Here is a 17549-nt window from a genome sequence, read left to right as displayed (position 1 = left end):
TATTATGACACAACTGACGACAGGTTTTCAAGGTTCATAGACTGGATTTCTGTTTGATACCGCATCCCATGGTGCACCTGCGTGGTGAGTTTTTTTATCTATTCATCTCACTTTCGCTGCCGTCTTTTTTATGACTTTTGACGACCTGCTCGATTTCATCAAAGTCGCAGGCGGGCAGGTCTCCCGGCACTGTGTTCTTTACGGCCGCCATGGCGTTGCCGAACTCGAGGGCTTTTTGCGGACAGTTGTATTTTATTATCCCGAAAAGGACTCCTGCTACGTATGCGTCGCCGCTCCCTATCCTGTCCACCACTTCTATTTCTTCATAAGGGCTTTCCTGATAGAATCTATCCTCTTGGGCACTATAGACTCTGGAGTCCCATGTATGTCTTGTGGGGCTTATCACCTTTCTTTCGGTGGCAGCAATTACTTTTATACCGAAATCTTTTGCAAAACCTCTCATAATTTCTTCTAAAGTCCCCGTTCTTTGAAGCATGCGCCGGGATGTCTCCTCGGATACGAAAAGTATATCTACATCGTGGAAAATAGAGGTTATTACATCTCTTGCCGTGGTTTCATCCCATAAAGACGCCCTGTAATTTACATCAAGGGAAACTATTACACCATTTTGTTTAAATTTTTTTATCATTTGAATGACAGCTTGTCTTACATTATCGCTCAATGCCAGTGATATTCCACTCACATGAAATATCCTGGTGCTGCTGTAAACAGAAGGGTCGATTTCATCTATGGTTAAAGTAGTAAAGGAGGAACCAAACCTGTCGTATACCACTGTCGGCTTTCTGGGATGGGCTCCACTTTCAAAGTAATAGATACCCAATCTTTTATGAGGAGAGCGGTCGTATATTACATAGTCGTCGCTGACACCGTAAAACCTTATCTTGTTTTTGATAAATTTTCCTATCTCATTGTCGGGTAGCTTCGTCACAATCCCTGTTCTAAGACCTAATGAAGAAATCCCCGAAACCACATTGAGCTCTGACCCTCCTGCCCTTTTTTCAAAAACTTCTCCCTGGGATATCCTCTCCTTGTTAGGCGGTGAAAGCCGCAGCATTACTTCACCGAAGCCTACCACATCAAATTCCTTTTTTCTCGCCAGTTCCTTTTGAAATACCATAATTTTCCTCCATTGCATTCTATAATCATGATTTATTTATGAGTTATCTATGAGTTTATAATTTATCCTTAATCTACCACAAGAGCCGGCCACTGCAAAGGGCCGGCTCCGATTATAGTTCTCATTATTTGTTGCGGAGTTACTTTGGTACTTTTATCCATCCACGTCAATACTTTATTACCACTTTACATATGTTTTCAGGATCTTTTTTTATGTCTTTAAAAGCTTTATCGATGTCTTCGAGGGGATACACGGCCGAGATGAGAGCTTGCGGGTTTACTTCCCTTTTTTCAAACCATTTAATAACTTCGGGGAATTTATGACGGTTAAGACGTGAACCTCTGATCTCCAGCTCTTTTTTGGTGATTTCAACTTCCGGTATTTTTGCCGGGTTTTCATTGAACCCTATAACAACTATCCTGGCGCCTGGAGCCGTTACTTTTAAAGCCTGCTCCAGCAGGGCGGGATGGCCCACCGCCTCTACAACGAGCTGGGCACCTTCCCCTTCGGTGAAATCGTATACTTTTTTATCAAAAGACTCCTTTTTGCTGTTTATCGTTTCGTCAGCTCCCAACTCATTTGCAAGCTTCAAGCGACTATCCACAACATCCACCATGAGAACCTGTGCTTCAATTCTTTTAAATGCCTGAAGCACACATAAACCAATGGGACCGGAACCGACCACCACGGCTTTTTCGCCGGGTTTGATACCACTCCTTTCACAAATTTGTGCTGCAATGGAGAAAGGTTCCATCAGCGCCGCTTCTTCCCAGGGAATGCTGACCGGAAATTTAAAGACATTTTCCGCTGGCATCTTTATGAAGTCACAAAAACCGCCATCCACCGCTACTCCTATACATTTTACCGTGGAACAAATATTATTTCTGCCTTGGCGGCAAGTAAAGCACTTGCCACAGGAAAGCACCGGGTCTATTACGACTCTGTCACCCTTTTTCACACTGGTTACATCTTGCCCGATATCTTCCACCTCTCCTGCCAGTTCATGCCCCATTATTCTCGGCGGTTTTATAGCTCCATGGCTTCCTTCATAGCCGTGGATATCGGTGCCGCAAATCCCCGCGGTTTTGATTCTAACAAGGACTTCCCATTCTTTTGGCTTTGAAGGATCAGATTCTTCCATTACAGCTATTTTATTGAACTCGATAAGCCTTGCAGCTCTCAATTTTTCCACCTTCTTGATAAATATTCTTACTATTTTTCCTCAGTGTGCCCCAATTTATCGTGCCAGCCATCCGCCATCCACACAAAGAATATGCCCGGTCACATAATCTGAAGCCTTTGATGCCAGGAATACCACTGCACCTTTTAAATCTTCAGGTTTGCCCCATCTTCCGGCAGGTATCCTCTCGCTTATGGATTTATACCTTCCTTCATTTTTCCTTAAGGGCTCGGTATTATTTGTTTCCATATAACCGGGTGCTATGGCATTTACATTTATATTATATTTCGCCCATTCATTAGCCAAAGTCTTGGTGAGGGAAGCTATACCACCTTTGCTTGCAGCATAGGAAGGTATCAAGATACCTCCCTGGAAAGAAAGCATGGAAGCTATATTTATTATCTTGCCGCCACCTTGTTTTACCATTTCTTTAGCTGCCGCCTGGCTTAAGAAAAATACCGACTTAAGGTTCAATTCAATGACATCATCCCAGTCTTTTTCGGAAAACTCCAGGCTTGGCGCCCGACGAATGATACCTGCATTGTTTACAAGAATATCGATGCGGCCGAATTCCTTTATCGTCTTTTCAATTATTCCCGGTATGACATTTATGTCCGAAAGTTCTGCTTCTATAGCAATACATCTTCTTCCCAAAACCTTTATCATTTTCTCCGTCTCGGGCATGGGGGAATGATTGACTAAAACCATGTCGGCACCGACTTCAGCAAGACCAATAGCCATTCCTTGACCAAGGCCGGTCCTTGCTCCGGTCACTACAGCTACTTTTCCTTTTAAATTGAACATATCTAAAACCATAAATAAGACCTCTTTTCATCTATTCGTCAAAAATAAATTTTTTAAGGGCACATGCTACCCCATCTTCATCATTGGTTGAGGTTACAAAATCGGCATGCTTTTTAACATCATCGGGAGCATTGCCCATGGCAATACCAAGACCAGCATATTTTAGCATATCTATGTCATTATAGTTATCACCGATGGCGATAATCTCAGATTTTTTTATGCCAAACCTTTTTATCAAAAAATCTATGGATGTTGTCTTTGACGCATTTTTATGGTTTATTTCAAGGTATGTGAGCTTTGACTCATAAATGTTTAACTCATGTGAAAGCTTTTCATAAAGCTTTCCTTCAACCTCTTTTATATCCTCCGGCTTTCCCATACACAAAAACTTGTTAGGGCCTGTGTTATCATCGCCCCATGTATTAAATAAACCATTAAATTGGGCAATGTTAGGTATAGCCTTGGTAATTGCACTCTCCTGCATTGCCCATTCATCCATATCTTCTATATACCACTCATCATCTTTATATATACTCAAATGGACATTTAAAGCCTTTGCAATATCATAAACTTGTCGGGCTATAAATACAGGTATTATTACACTCAATAAAACGGCATTATCTTTGTCAATAATCAAGGCACCATTATAGCATACCATGGGCTCCATTATATCAAGTTCTTTTTGCAAAAACAACATTCCCTTTGGCATCCTTGAAGAAACCAAAATAACCGGAACTTTTTTATGAACCGCCACATCATGAATTACTTTTTTCGTCTTAAGCGATATCTTATGTTCCGAGTTAAGCAACGTCCCGTCGATGTCTAAGCACACCATTTTATATTGCATCTAAGACAACCCTTCTGTTTTAGATTTAGTTAATAACGCCATTTTTTTATTTCGGGTCCATTATCTGTTTTAAAAATAATTTGTGGATACCCATATTCTTTATCATTTTTATCCGGAAAATCAGTTCTAAAGTGGCTACCCCGGCTTTCGTACCTTCCAAGGGCTGCTTTTGCCATGAGCTCACCGGACCTTGCGAGGCTTAAAAGCTCCCATACTTCGCCCTTTGGAACAGAAGATGAAGCTTTTTTCACTTCTTCACGTAAATTATATATGGTATTTAAAAACTCTTCTAGCCCTTTTTTATTTCTCCTAACAAGAAGTTTACTTTGGGCTTCATTTTGTAATCTTACCTTTAATGTCTTTACATCCACGTCTTTTCTAATGTTATTAAAAATTGAATCTTTTTCCTGCTTGATCAAGCTTTCTGAAAGGCATACCTTACCCTTATTCTGCGCTTCCCTGGCGGCAAAGCGACCGGCCCGGGCACCAAAGACCTGGCAGGTTACCATCATGTTCCCACCCAATCGGTCGGCACCATGAGGCCCACCGGCTACCTCTCCTGCAGCATAAAGGCCGGGAACTGTAGTCTTTCCCTCAGCATTTATTTTAAGCCCGCCATTTATCGCATGACCAAAACATGCAATTTGGACCGGCTTTTTAGATACATCTACACCTTTTGTCAACAAATAATCTCGAGTTATCGGCCACATCTTTTTAAAGTCATCTTCTTCAGGCAGTGAATTTAGATATTCATCGGTGATCCCAGTCAAGTCAAGATATATACCACCCTCATCAGTGCCCTTTCCTTCGGCAATCTCACCTTGGATGGCTACTTCCAGGTATTTTGAAGCATCTGCAGAACTGAAGGGAAAGTGGTGTGCATGAGCATCCATGACATCCTCTTCACTTATCCCTTTCGGAAGGTAATTTTTCAAAAAATGTTCTCTATATCTATTTTTAATATCGGGATGGGCAGACCATATCCAGGCATTGAGTATATTTACCACTGGATAAACTATACCCAGGCCTGCCTGCATGAATTCCATATTGATAAGCTCCGCTCCGGCTTCATATCCCAAAGTATAGCCGTCCCCACAGATATCTGGAGGATTGAGGTTGTTGGCAAAAAGCCGGCCTGCACCACCTGTCGCTATAATGACAGCTCCTGACGCTATAGTATGATAATCCCCGGACTTTTCCAGAAACCCTGCGCCTGCGCACTCGTCATCCTGAACAAAAAGGTTAGTTACTATACAATCCTCGAATATCCTGATATTCCCATACTTTTTTATTCTCTCAATCAAAGCTTTCATGATGGGTTCCCCGTGGCCTTTTATAACATGAGTGCGGGGCCGAGTAGAAAAACAGCTTAAAAACTCCAGATAGTGGTCTTTATCCATTTCAAAGGGAACGCCCCACTCCTTTAGTGTTTTCAACGCCAGCGGGGCTTCCTCTGCCACTATTCTTGCAAGAGTTGGGTCCGCCATGCCGGCACCGGCGTGGATAATGTCCTTATAATGTTCTTCAGGACAATCTCCCGGATCTACTAGACCGTCAGCCACATTGAACCCGGCCATCTCCGCCACCTTATAAGCCGTAGCCCCGCTTTCCCCAAGTTTGCCCTTTAATATCATGGTCACTTGAACACCGGCCCCGGCCGCTTCAATTGCTGCCCGGCAGGCAGCTCCACCACCACCGATTATAAGAACATCGGTATTTAATGGTTCCATGGTTTCACCTCTTAAGGAACATTTCGGAAAATTTTAATAAGTATTTAACAGTTATTAAAAGTATTTTCCGTAAAATTAATTGAGTTAATCTTATCTTTTACGCTGCCCATTCAAGTCCTAATTCTACTAAGCGAGCAAATGTCGGCTTGCCTGTTAACGGATCCCAACCCATCATTTCGTAATAAAGTTTTTTGGCTTTTTCAAATTCATCTTTATCCATATGAGCGCCTTTAATCGGTCCTTTCGGAATCGGTGTAAAAAATCTTTCCGGGAGTGTATCCTGTTCGGGCCCAACATTATTTCGTGTATTGATAAGTCTTGCCATGGTTAATCCTCTTTCACCGGCTTTTAGTAATTCCCACAAGCTAACATTCCATCCGGTAGTGAATCTCACTAAATTTGTAATATCTTCAGTATCGTAAGTTGATGGCAACATTGCAGTGAAAAAACATATATCTAAGACATTTAATAAACTCGTCCACCGATGCATAAAAGAGAAAAATCTAACTTTATCAGGCCCTAAACTTTGACTTTTCATTGGTTCTATAATGCCCAATGGAGAAATTTTTTCAAGACCGATTCCTTTTTGCTCAAAGAAAGGATCATGAGAAATCTGCAGATGGTCGGCTCCACCTGGGGCCACCGCATAACCTAAACCAACTCCAAATTTTAAACGCGGTTCATGCATTGGAAGATATTGTCCCTTTACGTGCATTGCATATTTTTCCGAACCAGGACCTAAATATTCCAATGTCTTTTTAAGGCCTGAAGCTAATATATCTCCCACACCCTGTCGTTTTGCAATTTTTTCTATAAGGGCTAACATTGCATCGGCATTGCCAAATTTTAAATCCAACCCGTCAGTTTTTGATTTATCGATAATTCCCTTTTCATAACACTCCATCATTAAAGCAATAGATGTTCCTGCGGAAATAGTATCCATGCCATATGCATTACATAAAGCATTAGCAACCGCAATGCTATCCATATCTGAATTTCCCAAATTAGACCCCAATGCACCTATAGTTTCCCATTCCGGTCCTCCATACATAGGGTCGGCTTTTTTACCATTTTTCTCTGTTTCAACTACTCTTTTACATCTTATAGCGCATGCAAAACATCCTTCAATTTTCTTAACTATGGTGTCTTTCATTCTTTCACCAGAAATAAGTTCGGCACTTTCAAAAACACTTTCGTTAAAATTCCTTGTTGGAACTCCTCCGACTGCATTGAGCCCTAATACATCTTGAGAAGTGCCGATTTCATGAAGGCCCCATGCAAAATCCTTCCATTTTGAGGCAAACTTTTGTGATATAGATGTAACTCCTTGAACATCAGCAACTTCTATCTTCCTATGACTTCCTTTTACAACCACGGCTTTCAGATTTTTGGAACCCATGACAGCGCCAAGGCCATTTCTTCCTGCCGCATCATGCAGATCTTCAATTATATTTGCAAATTGAACTAGTTTTTCACCGGCGGGTCCGATCTGGGAAATTCTAATTTTATCATCTTTTAATTCCTCATAAAGCATTTTTTGAACTTCACCCGTTGTCTTACCCCATAAATATTCTGCATTTTTTATTTCCGCTTCACTATCATGTATCCAAATATATACCGGTTTTTCAGATTTTCCTTTAATAACAATTGCATCAAATCCTGCAAATTTTAGTTCTGCACCCCAAAAACCACCAACCTCGCTATCCGCCCAACCTCCTGTAACCGGAGACTTTGCCCCTATACTGTGACGGCTTAGGCCACCGGCAGGAATCCCTGTTAAAACACTTGTTGCATATACCAAAACATTTTCAGCTCCTAGTGGATCGGCTCCCTCCGGTAATTCTTTCAGTAAATAATATCCTATAATGTTTCTCCCACCTAAATATTTGCGATAAAAAATGTCTGTAGGCTTTTCAATAAATATTTTCCCTTTAGTTAAGTCGACATGTAATATCTTTCCACAATAACCAAATGGCATATTGGAACACCTCATTTTGTTAAAATGTAAAATGTATATTTTTTGTGGAGATTATTCTATTATCCTCCATTTACTGGAGGATAAACTATAATCTCAATTTTATCTTCTTCAAGTTTTGTTTCTGGTTTTACAACTGAACCGTTAACCACAGTCAATGCATAAAGTCCTTTAGGTATTTTAAGCTCATTTAGTACATCTTGAACTGTTATACCACTAACCATGTGAAGTGTTATTCCCCCATTTTCATTGCCATATCGACGGAGTAAGCCATACAATTTGACATGTATATCCATTATTACACCTCATTTTGATGTGACCATACATCTGTACCAGTTGCAAGTGCCATAATTTTCTCTTCTGTAGCAACCTTACCGGAAATTTCTCCTGTAATCTTCCCTTCATGCATAACATAAATTCTATCACACATACCTAGAATTTCTGGTAATTCTGATGAAATCATTAAAATTGCCTTGCCACTAGCAGCCATTTCATTTAATAACTCATATATTTCTCTTTTCGCACCTACATCTACACCTCTAGTTGGTTCATCTACAATCAATACATCACTATTTGCATTTAACCATTTTGCTAAAACAACTTTTTGTTGATTTCCACCGCTTAGGCTTTTCACTTTAGTATTAATTGACGGTGTTTTTATCCTGAGTTTATTTACGAAATTATAAACCAAATTTTTCTCTCTATTTAAATCTATAAATTTTCTTGATTTAGATATTGTTTTAAGGTTGGAAATAGTTATATTTTCCCTCACAGTCATTTTTAAAATAAGCCCCTGTGCTTTTCGGTCTTCCGGTAATAATCCTACACCAATATTTATTCTACTTGATATACCTTTCTCTTTTCTAATAACTTTACCGTTTACTTTTATTTCTCCAGCATCAATAGGATCAGCACCAAATATTGCCCTTGCCAGTTCGGTCCTACCAGCACCAACAAGACCGGCAAGACCTACGATCTCACCTCTTTTAACATTAAGATTAATATTAGACAATCTTCCTTTCTGATTGAGGTTATTTATTTCCAGTAACGGTTCCCCTATTTTAACATTTCTTTTAGGATAAATATCACCGATGTCTCGGCCTACCATCAACTTTACCAATTCATGTGCATTAAGGCTTTTGGTGGGATAAGTCCCAACACATTTCCCATCTTTCATTACCGTAATTGTATTGGATATTTCAAAAACCTCATTTAATCTATGGGATATATATATAATTGTAGTTTCCTGTTCTATTAGCCTCCTAATAATTTTAAAAAGCTGCTCCAAATCTTTATCTCCAAGAACTGCCGAAGGCTCATCCATTATAAGTATCCTCGCATTTGATGCAAGGGCCTTGGTGATTTCTATAATTTGTTGTTGTGCAACACTCAATTTCTTAACAGGACAATTTAAAGGTATTGATACATTCAGACTATCGAGCAATTTTTTCGCACGTTTTTTTAGTTCTCCCCAGTCCATAATGCCATGAATTTTCGAAGGTGCCTTCCCAAGGTAGATATTTTCAGCAACACTAAGATGTGGAACCAGTGTAAACTCCTGATAAATTACTGCAATGCCTAGGTCCATAGCATCTTTAGGTTCATTAATCTTAACAAGTTTTCCATCAATATATATATCACCTTGATCTTTTTGATAGGCTCCGGACAATATTTTTATCAGTGTAGATTTACCGGCCCCATTTTCACCACAAATTGCATGAACTTTTCCCCGCTCTACCGATAGATTTACATCTGTCAGTGCCTGCACACCCGGAAACGCTTTATATATACCTTTCATCTCTAAGATATAATCTTTATTGGACATTTTTACCTCACCCTATGTTATTTTGCCGTCACTGAAGGGTTTTATCCTATAACTTCTTTAAAGAGATCTAATATGGATTCTTTACTATATTTACGGGGATTTGAAGGAAGGTCACAGCTATCAAGAGCATCTTTTACCATAACCTCCAATTTACTGTCATCGGGGTTTACCCCAACTTTTCTTAATGAATCTTGAATCCCCACATCTTTGCGAAGTCTCACTACTGCATCAATGGCCTTCTCCGCCTTTTCCATCATATTTAGACCATCCAGGTTTTCTCCCATAGCCTCGGCAATTTCTGCAAATTTCTCAGGGCATGCATAAATATTGTATTTCATAACATAAGGTAATAAAATGGCATTGGCCACTCCATGATGTACACCGAAATGTCCACTTACAGGGCTTGCCATGGCATGAACTAACCCAAGGCCGGCATTATGAAATCCCAAACCAGCAATACAACTAGCAAGCAGCATATTGTATTTATGTTCAAGGGCATCTCCGGTCACTGCCTGGCGCAATGATTTGGCTATCAGAGTGATTGCTTTATAATTTAATGCATCGGTTATGGGGTTTGAACCTTTAGAAATATATCCTTCAATGGCATGAGTCAAGGCATCCATACCCGTAGCAGCAGTTATAAACCCAGGTAAGTTTTTAACCAGTGAAGGCTCCAAAAATGTCACTTTAGCATACATCTTCGGGCTAGCGATAACCATTTTTACATGAGTTTCGATATTGGTAATCACTGCACCAAGAGTGACTTCACTGCCTGTTCCTACAGTAGTTGGAATAGTAATTAACGGAATAATAGGCTTTTGAAATTTGTCAAAACCCTCATAATCACCTATCTTACCACCATTTGTAGCAATTACTCCAATAGACTTGCCAACATCAATCGGACTTCCGCCACCTACTGCTATAAGACCGTCACACGCTCCTTCCCGGAAAACCTTAAATCCTTTTTCAACAGAGATTGTATCAGGATTTGTCTTTAAATCATCGAAAATAGAATACGATATCCCTACATCATTTAGCACATCTGTTACACTTTTTATTAGCCCTGCATCAATTAATCCTTTGTCTGTAACTATCATAGGCTTAGTTATGCCAAGTATCCTTAATTCATTGGGCAATTGATTTAGCACACCGACTCCTGCAATGATTTTGGGACCGAAACTTACTTGAAAAGTTTTATAAACATCCATTTGTAAAACCTCCCAAAAATTATTAGTTTTAAGTTTAATGCTTGGGGCTAAACTGCTTTTTCAGCTAGCCCCAAATATGGTAAGTAATAAATTTAGATGCCTTTTCCTATATATTTATCTACATTTTCTTTAGTTACCAAGTCACCTTCTAGTACCACTTCTTCAGGAACTTTTTCACCTTTTGCAATTTTATAAGCATATTGGACACCTTCCGGAGCACAGTATGGGTAAATGATGGTCGCCGTTAATTCACCTTTCTTTATAGAATCAAACGCAAGATTTTCCCCGTCCATTCCCGTTATAACTTTTATTTCATCCATTCTTCCGGCTGCTTTAATAGCTTCTATTGCCGCCATGGCCATTGCATCATTGTGAGAGTATATGGCTTGTATCTGTCCTTTTGGAAACCTTTGCAGCATATCTTCCATAAATTTCATGGCAGGTTCACGTACATAATCGCAATATTGGTCCGCTATGATTTTCATATCAGGATATTTTGCTATAGTATCACGAAATCCTTTATCACGTTCAACAGTTGCGGAAGCACCTGCTGTACCTTGTATCTCGATTATGTTTCCTTTCCCATTTAACGCTTTTGCTATAAATTCAGCTGCTTTTACACCCATAGGATAATTCTTTGCACCAATATGGCAGGTTACTTTTGTATTCACTTTCCTATCAAGAGTTACCACAGGTATACCCATATCCATAGCTTTTTGTACTGGAGGTGTTAAGGCAGCTTCCGTTAATGGACTAACAATAAGTACATTGGGCTTTTTAGCAATTAGATCTTCGACATCTGCTACCTGTTTTGAAGATGTGTTTTGACCATCAGTGGCGATAAATTCGACATCAGGATAATTCTTTTCAGCATATTCTTTATTTCTTTCAACCATTGCAATGCGGAACGGATGGTTCATAGTGCCTTGAGAAAATGCTATCAATATCTTCTTTTGCCCTTGTTCCTTTGGTTGAGCACTTTGATTCTGCTGCTTAGCACTTTGTTGACCCGATGAACATGCAACCATTGAAATACAAACCGCAAGGATTATACTTATGACCATAAACTTTTTTAATAATTTATTGCGTTTCATCGAAATACCTCCTTATTTGAATTTGTTCATTCGTTTTTCTTTTTGTTTATTAATATTTTTTCAATAAATTCCAGCAATATCCCTCCTTTCTGTCTATTTTAAATTATTATAGGGCTATTCCTCCTTTCTCATATAATCCCAGAGGACAATTCTAATAAATTTTATCTCTTTTTAAATCTCTCTATTAGCACTGCTAGGACTATAATTAATCCTTTAAATATTTGCTGAGAAAACGGAGAAATACCCAGTAAATTAAGAACATTTGCTAGAACCGCTATAATCATTGCACCTATTAGAGTACCGATAACTCCTCCTTCACCACCCATAAGGCTAGTACCACCAATAACCGCCATAGCAATAGCGTCAAGTTCTACTCCAGTTCCGGCGGTAGGTTCTCCAACGGTCAATCTCGAAACCCATATTAACGCTGCCACTGCTGATAAAATACCGCTTATGGTATAAGTCAATATTTGAGTTCGTTCAATGTTTATTCCCGACAATCTTGCAGCTTCAACATTTCCACCGATTGCAAAAACATACCTACCAAAAAATGAAAATCTCAAAATAAAGTAACAAATGATTATTATCAAAGCAAATACTATAACCGGTATGGGAATAATTCCGACATTTCCTCCACCGAGCCAATATATTTTACTTGCAACTTCAGAACCAGGACTTATAGGTTGACCTTGAGCTATAGTCATAGCCATTCCTCTAAGGGCGACCATGGAGGCTAGTGTCATAATAAATGGCTGCATTTTTCCATAAGCTACTCCAATTCCATTTATAGCTCCTGATAATAACCCTATAAGTAACGCTAATGGTAATACTACGGAAAAACTCATGCCGCTCGCAAGTGCTTTTGCCTCAATCACGGCAATAACACCTATTATCGAGCCAACCGAAAGGTCTATTCCACCTGTTATAATAACGAAAGTCATGCCAAGACCCACAATGCCGGAAATAGCTACTTGGCGAGCAATATTCATTAAGTTCATAGGAGATAAAAATGTTGGTGATAATATAGCTGCTATAATACAAAGTATAATTAATGCCAATGAAACACCCATCTTTTGAACTATGTTTTTTAATCTGTTTGCTAAAGTTTCGCTTTTTTTCCTTTTTTCAGTAGTAACCGCTGTTTCTATCACTCTGTTCTAACCTCCCTTTGATTACATTATGTTTCACTTTTTCATTCACTAAGACTTAATTTTTTTGCGTCATGCCAGATAAAGTTTAATATGTTTGCCTGTCTCATAAAAAGTAAAATGAATTTACTTACCCATAAACACAGGTGGTCTCTTTTCAAAGAATGCCTTAACACCTTCTTTTTGGTCATCTGTCGTAAAGCACAACGCCACTCCCTGTGCTTCAAGCTCAAGGCCAATCTTTATATCAGTTTCATAACCTTTATTTATAGCGGATTTAGCTAGCTTTAAAGCTATAGGTGACATTAAAGCTATTTTATAAGCAAGTTCTTCGGCAACGTTTAACAAATCTTCCTGGGAGACCACTTTATTTACAAGCCCAAGTTTTTCAGCTTCTTCTGCCGTAATAAATATACCGGTGAAAATAAGCTCTTTTGCCTTACTCTTTCCTATAAGCCTAGGTAGGCGTTGAGTTCCACCCCATCCAGGAATATTTCCCAGCTTTATTTCCGGCTGGCCAAATTTTGCATTGACTGAAGCTACTCTTAAATCGCAGGCCATAGCAAGCTCACATCCTCCCCCTAATGCATAACCGTTTACCGCCGCTATGCTTGGGGTTCCCATTTCTTCGATAAAGTTGAAGATACGCTGGCCAAAATGCATGAATTGAAGTCCGTTTATAGGAGATGTGCCATTTAATTCATTTATATCCGCACCGGCTACGAAAGCCTTCGGCCCTGAGCCGGTAATAATGAATGCACGGATATCGGGATTATCTTCGATTTTATGAAAAGCGTCCATAAGTTCACTTAATGTTTCGTGGTTTAACGCATTGAGAACTTCTTGCCTGTTTATCGTTACTATCCCGATATTTTTTTTCTGTTCAAAGATAATATTTTTATAGTTCATCAAACTGCCTCCTGTTTGCACTCTTGTAAAATATCACCTGTTTTAAGTCCCATAATCCTCTCATAAAATATCCGAGAGTCCATAAGCTTTAGATTTCGACTAATGATAGGTTTAAACTCCATTTTCTCCAGCACATCTTTTTCTAGATCTATACCTGGGGCAATTTCCGTAAGCATGATGCCTTGAGGGGTTAATTTAAATACTGCCCGCTCAGTCACATACACCACTTCTTGACCGGTTTTATTCGCGTAGTCGGCATTAAAACTGATTTGCTCTACTTGCTCACAGAGTTTAAAGTATTTACCTTCTTTTAAGATTTTAGTTGCCCATCTCCTGAAGTTATTTCCAATCCCGAAGTAGAAAAACTGCCACAGAAGACCATTTTCTTCGCATTTTGAGAAATATTTATGAATCCTCCTACACCTATTATGCGGTTGCCGAATCTGCTGACGTTAATGTTGCCTTTTTTGTCCGCCTGTGCAAAAGCTAAAAATGCAATATCCAGACCCCCGCCATCATACCAATCAAACTGCGAATGATGTTCAATGATCGCTACAGGATTTGTGGCAAGAGAGAAATTAACTCCAAGAGCCGGTATCCCACCGATAACTCCCTGCTCAACAGTAAAAGTTATTTATCAATTATACCTTCTTCGGCAGCAACAGACGCGACCCCGTCCGACATACCGAACCCAAGGTTTACTATTGCTCCAGGGAAAAGCTCCATGGCAGCCCGTCTTGCAACAATTTTCCGAATACCGAAAGGCATTAGTGTTAAATGATTTAGAGGTTTTTTTATTTCACCGGTAAACGCAGGGTCATATGTTATTTCCATAGATTGCATCTGATCCGGAGCTTCTACTATAGCATCAACCAAAATACCTGGAACTTTAACCATGCGAGGATCTAGAGTTCCTTTAGCAGCTATCCTTTTAACTTGAGCAATCACTATTCCCCCACTGTTTTTTGCTGCCTGGGCAGCAGGAAGGGCCTCCATATAGACACCCTCATGTTCCATGGTAATGTTTCCATCTTCATCTGCTGTCGTGCCACGAATTATTACTACATCTACCGGGAAGCTCTTATAAAATAGCCATTCCTTCCCTGCAAGTTCTATGTTTTCTACTAAAGAAGCCTTTGAAATGTCATTAAGCCTTCCGCCTTCGTGTCTTGGGTCTATAAATGTACCAAGGCCCACATGACTTATGACACCGGGTTTTTTCCCGGCTATAGCCCTTAATAGTTGTACCATCACCCCTTGGGGAAGTACATATCCTTCTACTTTGTTGTCTGCCACCATTTGAGAAAGCTTGGGCACCCATGTCCAGTGACTTCCTATAACACGCTTCACCATACCTTCATGGGCGAAATGATCCGTGCCTCCTCCCCGCTTGTCGCCTATACCACTCGAATGGCAAAGTATGAGATCTCTGGGGTGCCCACTTTTTAGAAATTCTTGTTCTATTGCCGTAAGGACAAAGCATGGCTCTCCTATTCCCCCACCGGAACTAATGATCCATACGGTATCACCGTCTTTTATAAGTTCCCCAGCTTTTTGTGCAGAAACGACTTTAGACATAAATACCACCTCTTCTGTGTTCGGTAATAACGAACTTAGTTCATTAATTGTATTAAATTTTTTTATTACTCTTTTTTATATCCTAAACGCTGGGAAATTAATAATGCAGCTTCTTTAACAGCTTTACCAAACTCCTTCACAACACCATGAGTAACTCGAGATGTCGGGCCCCCAAGACTTATAGCAGCTATAGCTTTACCATTTTTATTTCTAATGGCCGCCCCTGCTCCCCGTACTCCTAGATCAAGTTCTTCATCATCTATGGAATATCCCTGTTCACGAACTAATTTTAAGTGTTCTTTAAGTAAAACGATATTCGAGATACTCCTAGGCGTTGGAGTAACTAATGGCTTGTTGCTGTAAAGTTTATCAATTACATCTTCAGGTAAATAAGCCAGCATCGCTTTGCCCGTGCCAGCACAATGAGCAGGAGCCCGTTTACCGATACGGCTGGTATACTTAATAGATGAAGGGGCCTCAATGAGATCGATATATACAACTTCGGTTCCGTCCAGAATAGAAAGTTGAACAGTTTCAGCGTATTTTTCTACAAGATTCTTCATAATAGGGGCCGCTTCACGTCTCAGGTCAAGGCGCTGGTTAAACAGTTCTCCCATTTCCAAAAGTCTAATACCCAAACGGTATTTACCATTATCAGGGTCCTGTTCCAAGTAATGATTTGCTTCTAATGTAGCAACCAATCCATAAACTGTACTTTTTGCAAGTCCCATTCTTTCCGCTATCTGGGTCAAACCCAATGAAGATTCTTCACGAAATAATTCTAAAATGTGTAAAGCCCTATCGACACTTTGAACTATTACTTTATTTTGCTTCATAGCTCACCCTTTTCGTTATTACCGAATATTGTTCATTTATTTTATGTTTAATATATTCGACGTCAATTTATAAAATCCTGCTTTAACTTTAAATTTTTATTAAATTTTTTTAGTAACATTTAACATAGAAACTTTGTTATTCAAATAGTTGGTTTAGTTAGAAAATAAGAGACCGGTCATCATCTAAGACCGGTCTAATTTATTCTATGATATCTATCAGAACGTACCACCTATCCGGTTGTTACTCTTCATTTTTAACCATCCTCAAGAAATTTTCCACATCTGCCCTGAAGGGCAGTGATTCCTGAGCACCAGTCTTTGTTACTGTCAAAGCTCCGACGGCACTGGCAAATTTTAAGGTATCATTTAAAGATCTTTGTTCTGCTAATGCTATGGCAAAGCCTGCAGTAAAAGCATCGCCGGCGGCGGTCGAATCAACAGAGTCTACTTTAAAACTTTTTACAAAGTAATGATTTTCCCGGTCCATATAAAAGCAACCTTTTTCCCCAAGAGTAACGACTACTTTTTGAACTCCTTTCTCAATTAATATGTTAGAAGCTTTTAGAACATCATCTTCTGTAATCACATCTATCCCCGTTAGCAAAGCAAGCTCGGTTTCATTCGGGGTTAATATATTTATTTGGGGAAAAATTTCTTTGGGTAACTCCTGGGCCGGAGCAGGGTTTAATATGATCCTGGTTCCAATTTTATGAGAAAGCTCTATTGCATCTATTACAGTACATAACGGTATTTCCAATTGCAGTATTACATAAGAAGCTTCTTTAATTTCATCAGTAAAATTATAAATCCACTTTGAATCTAAACCACCATTGGCCCCCGGAAAGACTAAAATTGTGTTATTCCCTTTTTCATCCACTGTTATAAAAGCATTGCCCGTAGGAGTATCTACATCTTTAATAGCCTTGATATCTATGCCTTCTTGTAAAAGCGATTTTTTAAGGCTTATACCTGCCTCGTCCGCTACCTACTGCTCCTATCATCATTACTTTTCCCCCAAGCCTTGCTAGAGCCACTGCCTGATTGGCACCTTTTCCACCGGGCGTTGTTTTAAGACGGTAGCTTTTAACGTCTCACCCTTTAATGGAAGATGAGAAACTTTGAAATTAAAATCCATATTGATGCTTCCAATAACAATAAATTTCAAAAGTTCACCTCCTTTTACACCTTGAAGGGGCATATTTTCCCGATTCTCAAGAGGCTTAAAAGCTCCTACACTTTAATAGCAGACCCGTCATTAATCAAACCGGCCTTATTTT

The 17549-nt window shown here is 39.5% G+C and carries 16 protein-coding genes and 1 pseudogene; all 17 read right to left on the bottom strand.

Going from position 1 to position 17549, the window contains the following annotated elements:
- Positions 1-94: 94 nt before the first annotated feature.
- The gene (locus D2962_RS02715; protein WP_174232492.1) at positions 95-1138 is read right to left on the bottom strand and encodes a sugar kinase; all 1044 of its coding nucleotides are present in this window, start codon (positions 1136-1138) and stop codon (positions 95-97) included.
- Positions 1139-1304: 166 nt separating this feature from the next.
- Entirely contained in the window at positions 1305-2330 is a 1026-nt protein-coding gene (locus D2962_RS02710) for a zinc-binding alcohol dehydrogenase family protein (protein ID WP_425456603.1), read from the bottom strand.
- A gap of 45 nt (positions 2331-2375) precedes the next feature.
- The gene (gene kduD / locus D2962_RS02705; RefSeq protein ID WP_122014043.1) at positions 2376-3134 is read right to left on the bottom strand and encodes a 2-dehydro-3-deoxy-D-gluconate 5-dehydrogenase KduD; all 759 of its coding nucleotides are present in this window, start codon (positions 3132-3134) and stop codon (positions 2376-2378) included.
- A gap of 19 nt (positions 3135-3153) precedes the next feature.
- Positions 3154-3969, bottom strand: a complete 816-nt coding sequence (locus D2962_RS02700) for a Cof-type HAD-IIB family hydrolase (RefSeq protein WP_120766084.1) — start codon at positions 3967-3969, stop codon at positions 3154-3156.
- A 29-nt stretch (positions 3970-3998) separates the two neighbouring features.
- Positions 3999-5699: an FAD-binding protein gene (locus D2962_RS02695; RefSeq protein WP_122014042.1), complete on the bottom strand. Its 1701-nt coding sequence runs from the start codon at positions 5697-5699 to the stop codon at positions 3999-4001.
- 97 nt (positions 5700-5796) lie between these two features.
- A complete protein-coding gene (locus D2962_RS02690; RefSeq protein WP_122014041.1) occupies positions 5797-7677 on the bottom strand; it encodes an aldehyde ferredoxin oxidoreductase family protein in 1881 nt (626 codons plus the stop codon).
- A gap of 59 nt (positions 7678-7736) precedes the next feature.
- A complete protein-coding gene (locus D2962_RS02685) occupies positions 7737-7970 on the bottom strand; it encodes a MoaD/ThiS family protein (RefSeq protein ID WP_122014040.1) in 234 nt (77 codons plus the stop codon).
- A 2-nt stretch (positions 7971-7972) separates the two neighbouring features.
- Positions 7973-9499: a sugar ABC transporter ATP-binding protein gene (locus D2962_RS02680; RefSeq protein ID WP_122014039.1), complete on the bottom strand. Its 1527-nt coding sequence runs from the start codon at positions 9497-9499 to the stop codon at positions 7973-7975.
- Between the two features lie 41 nt (positions 9500-9540).
- Complete coding sequence (locus tag D2962_RS02675; RefSeq protein WP_122014038.1) at positions 9541-10707, bottom strand: iron-containing alcohol dehydrogenase; 1167 nt, start codon at positions 10705-10707, stop codon at positions 9541-9543.
- Between the two features lie 92 nt (positions 10708-10799).
- Positions 10800-11801 carry a substrate-binding domain-containing protein gene (locus tag D2962_RS02670; protein ID WP_222927647.1) on the bottom strand — a complete coding sequence of 334 codons (1002 nt, stop codon included), beginning with the start codon at positions 11799-11801 and terminating at the stop codon, positions 10800-10802.
- Positions 11802-11962: 161 nt separating this feature from the next.
- Positions 11963-12952, bottom strand: a complete 990-nt coding sequence (locus tag D2962_RS02665; protein WP_222927646.1) for an ABC transporter permease — start codon at positions 12950-12952, stop codon at positions 11963-11965.
- A gap of 123 nt (positions 12953-13075) precedes the next feature.
- The gene (locus tag D2962_RS02660; protein WP_120766078.1) at positions 13076-13858 is read right to left on the bottom strand and encodes an enoyl-CoA hydratase-related protein; all 783 of its coding nucleotides are present in this window, start codon (positions 13856-13858) and stop codon (positions 13076-13078) included.
- Positions 13858-15436, bottom strand: a pseudogene (locus D2962_RS19450) (acyl CoA:acetate/3-ketoacid CoA transferase). The gene D2962_RS02660 and the pseudogene D2962_RS19450 overlap by 1 nt, the downstream one beginning before the upstream one ends.
- 65 nt (positions 15437-15501) lie before the next feature.
- Positions 15502-16272 carry an IclR family transcriptional regulator gene (locus D2962_RS02650; protein ID WP_122014037.1) on the bottom strand — a complete coding sequence of 257 codons (771 nt, stop codon included), beginning with the start codon at positions 16270-16272 and terminating at the stop codon, positions 15502-15504.
- Positions 16273-16513: 241 nt separating this feature from the next.
- Positions 16514-17239, bottom strand: coding sequence for a ribokinase (locus tag D2962_RS02645; RefSeq protein WP_222927734.1), 726 nt, complete (start codon positions 17237-17239; stop codon positions 16514-16516).
- Complete coding sequence (locus D2962_RS19445; protein ID WP_342774529.1) at positions 17229-17306, bottom strand: hypothetical protein; 78 nt, start codon at positions 17304-17306, stop codon at positions 17229-17231. Before D2962_RS19445 ends, D2962_RS02645 begins: the two co-directional genes overlap by 11 nt.
- Positions 17297-17437, bottom strand: a complete 141-nt coding sequence (locus tag D2962_RS17870; RefSeq protein WP_222927645.1) for a hypothetical protein — start codon at positions 17435-17437, stop codon at positions 17297-17299. Before D2962_RS17870 ends, D2962_RS19445 begins: the two co-directional genes overlap by 10 nt.
- Positions 17438-17549 lie beyond the last annotated feature (112 nt).

This window comes from Biomaibacter acetigenes (assembly GCF_003691585.1).
Lineage (GTDB): Bacteria > Bacillota > Thermosediminibacteria > Thermosediminibacterales > Tepidanaerobacteraceae > Biomaibacter > Biomaibacter acetigenes.
The sequence above is the reverse complement of the archived record's forward strand: the minus strand, read 5'-3'. Positions and strand labels throughout refer to the sequence as shown.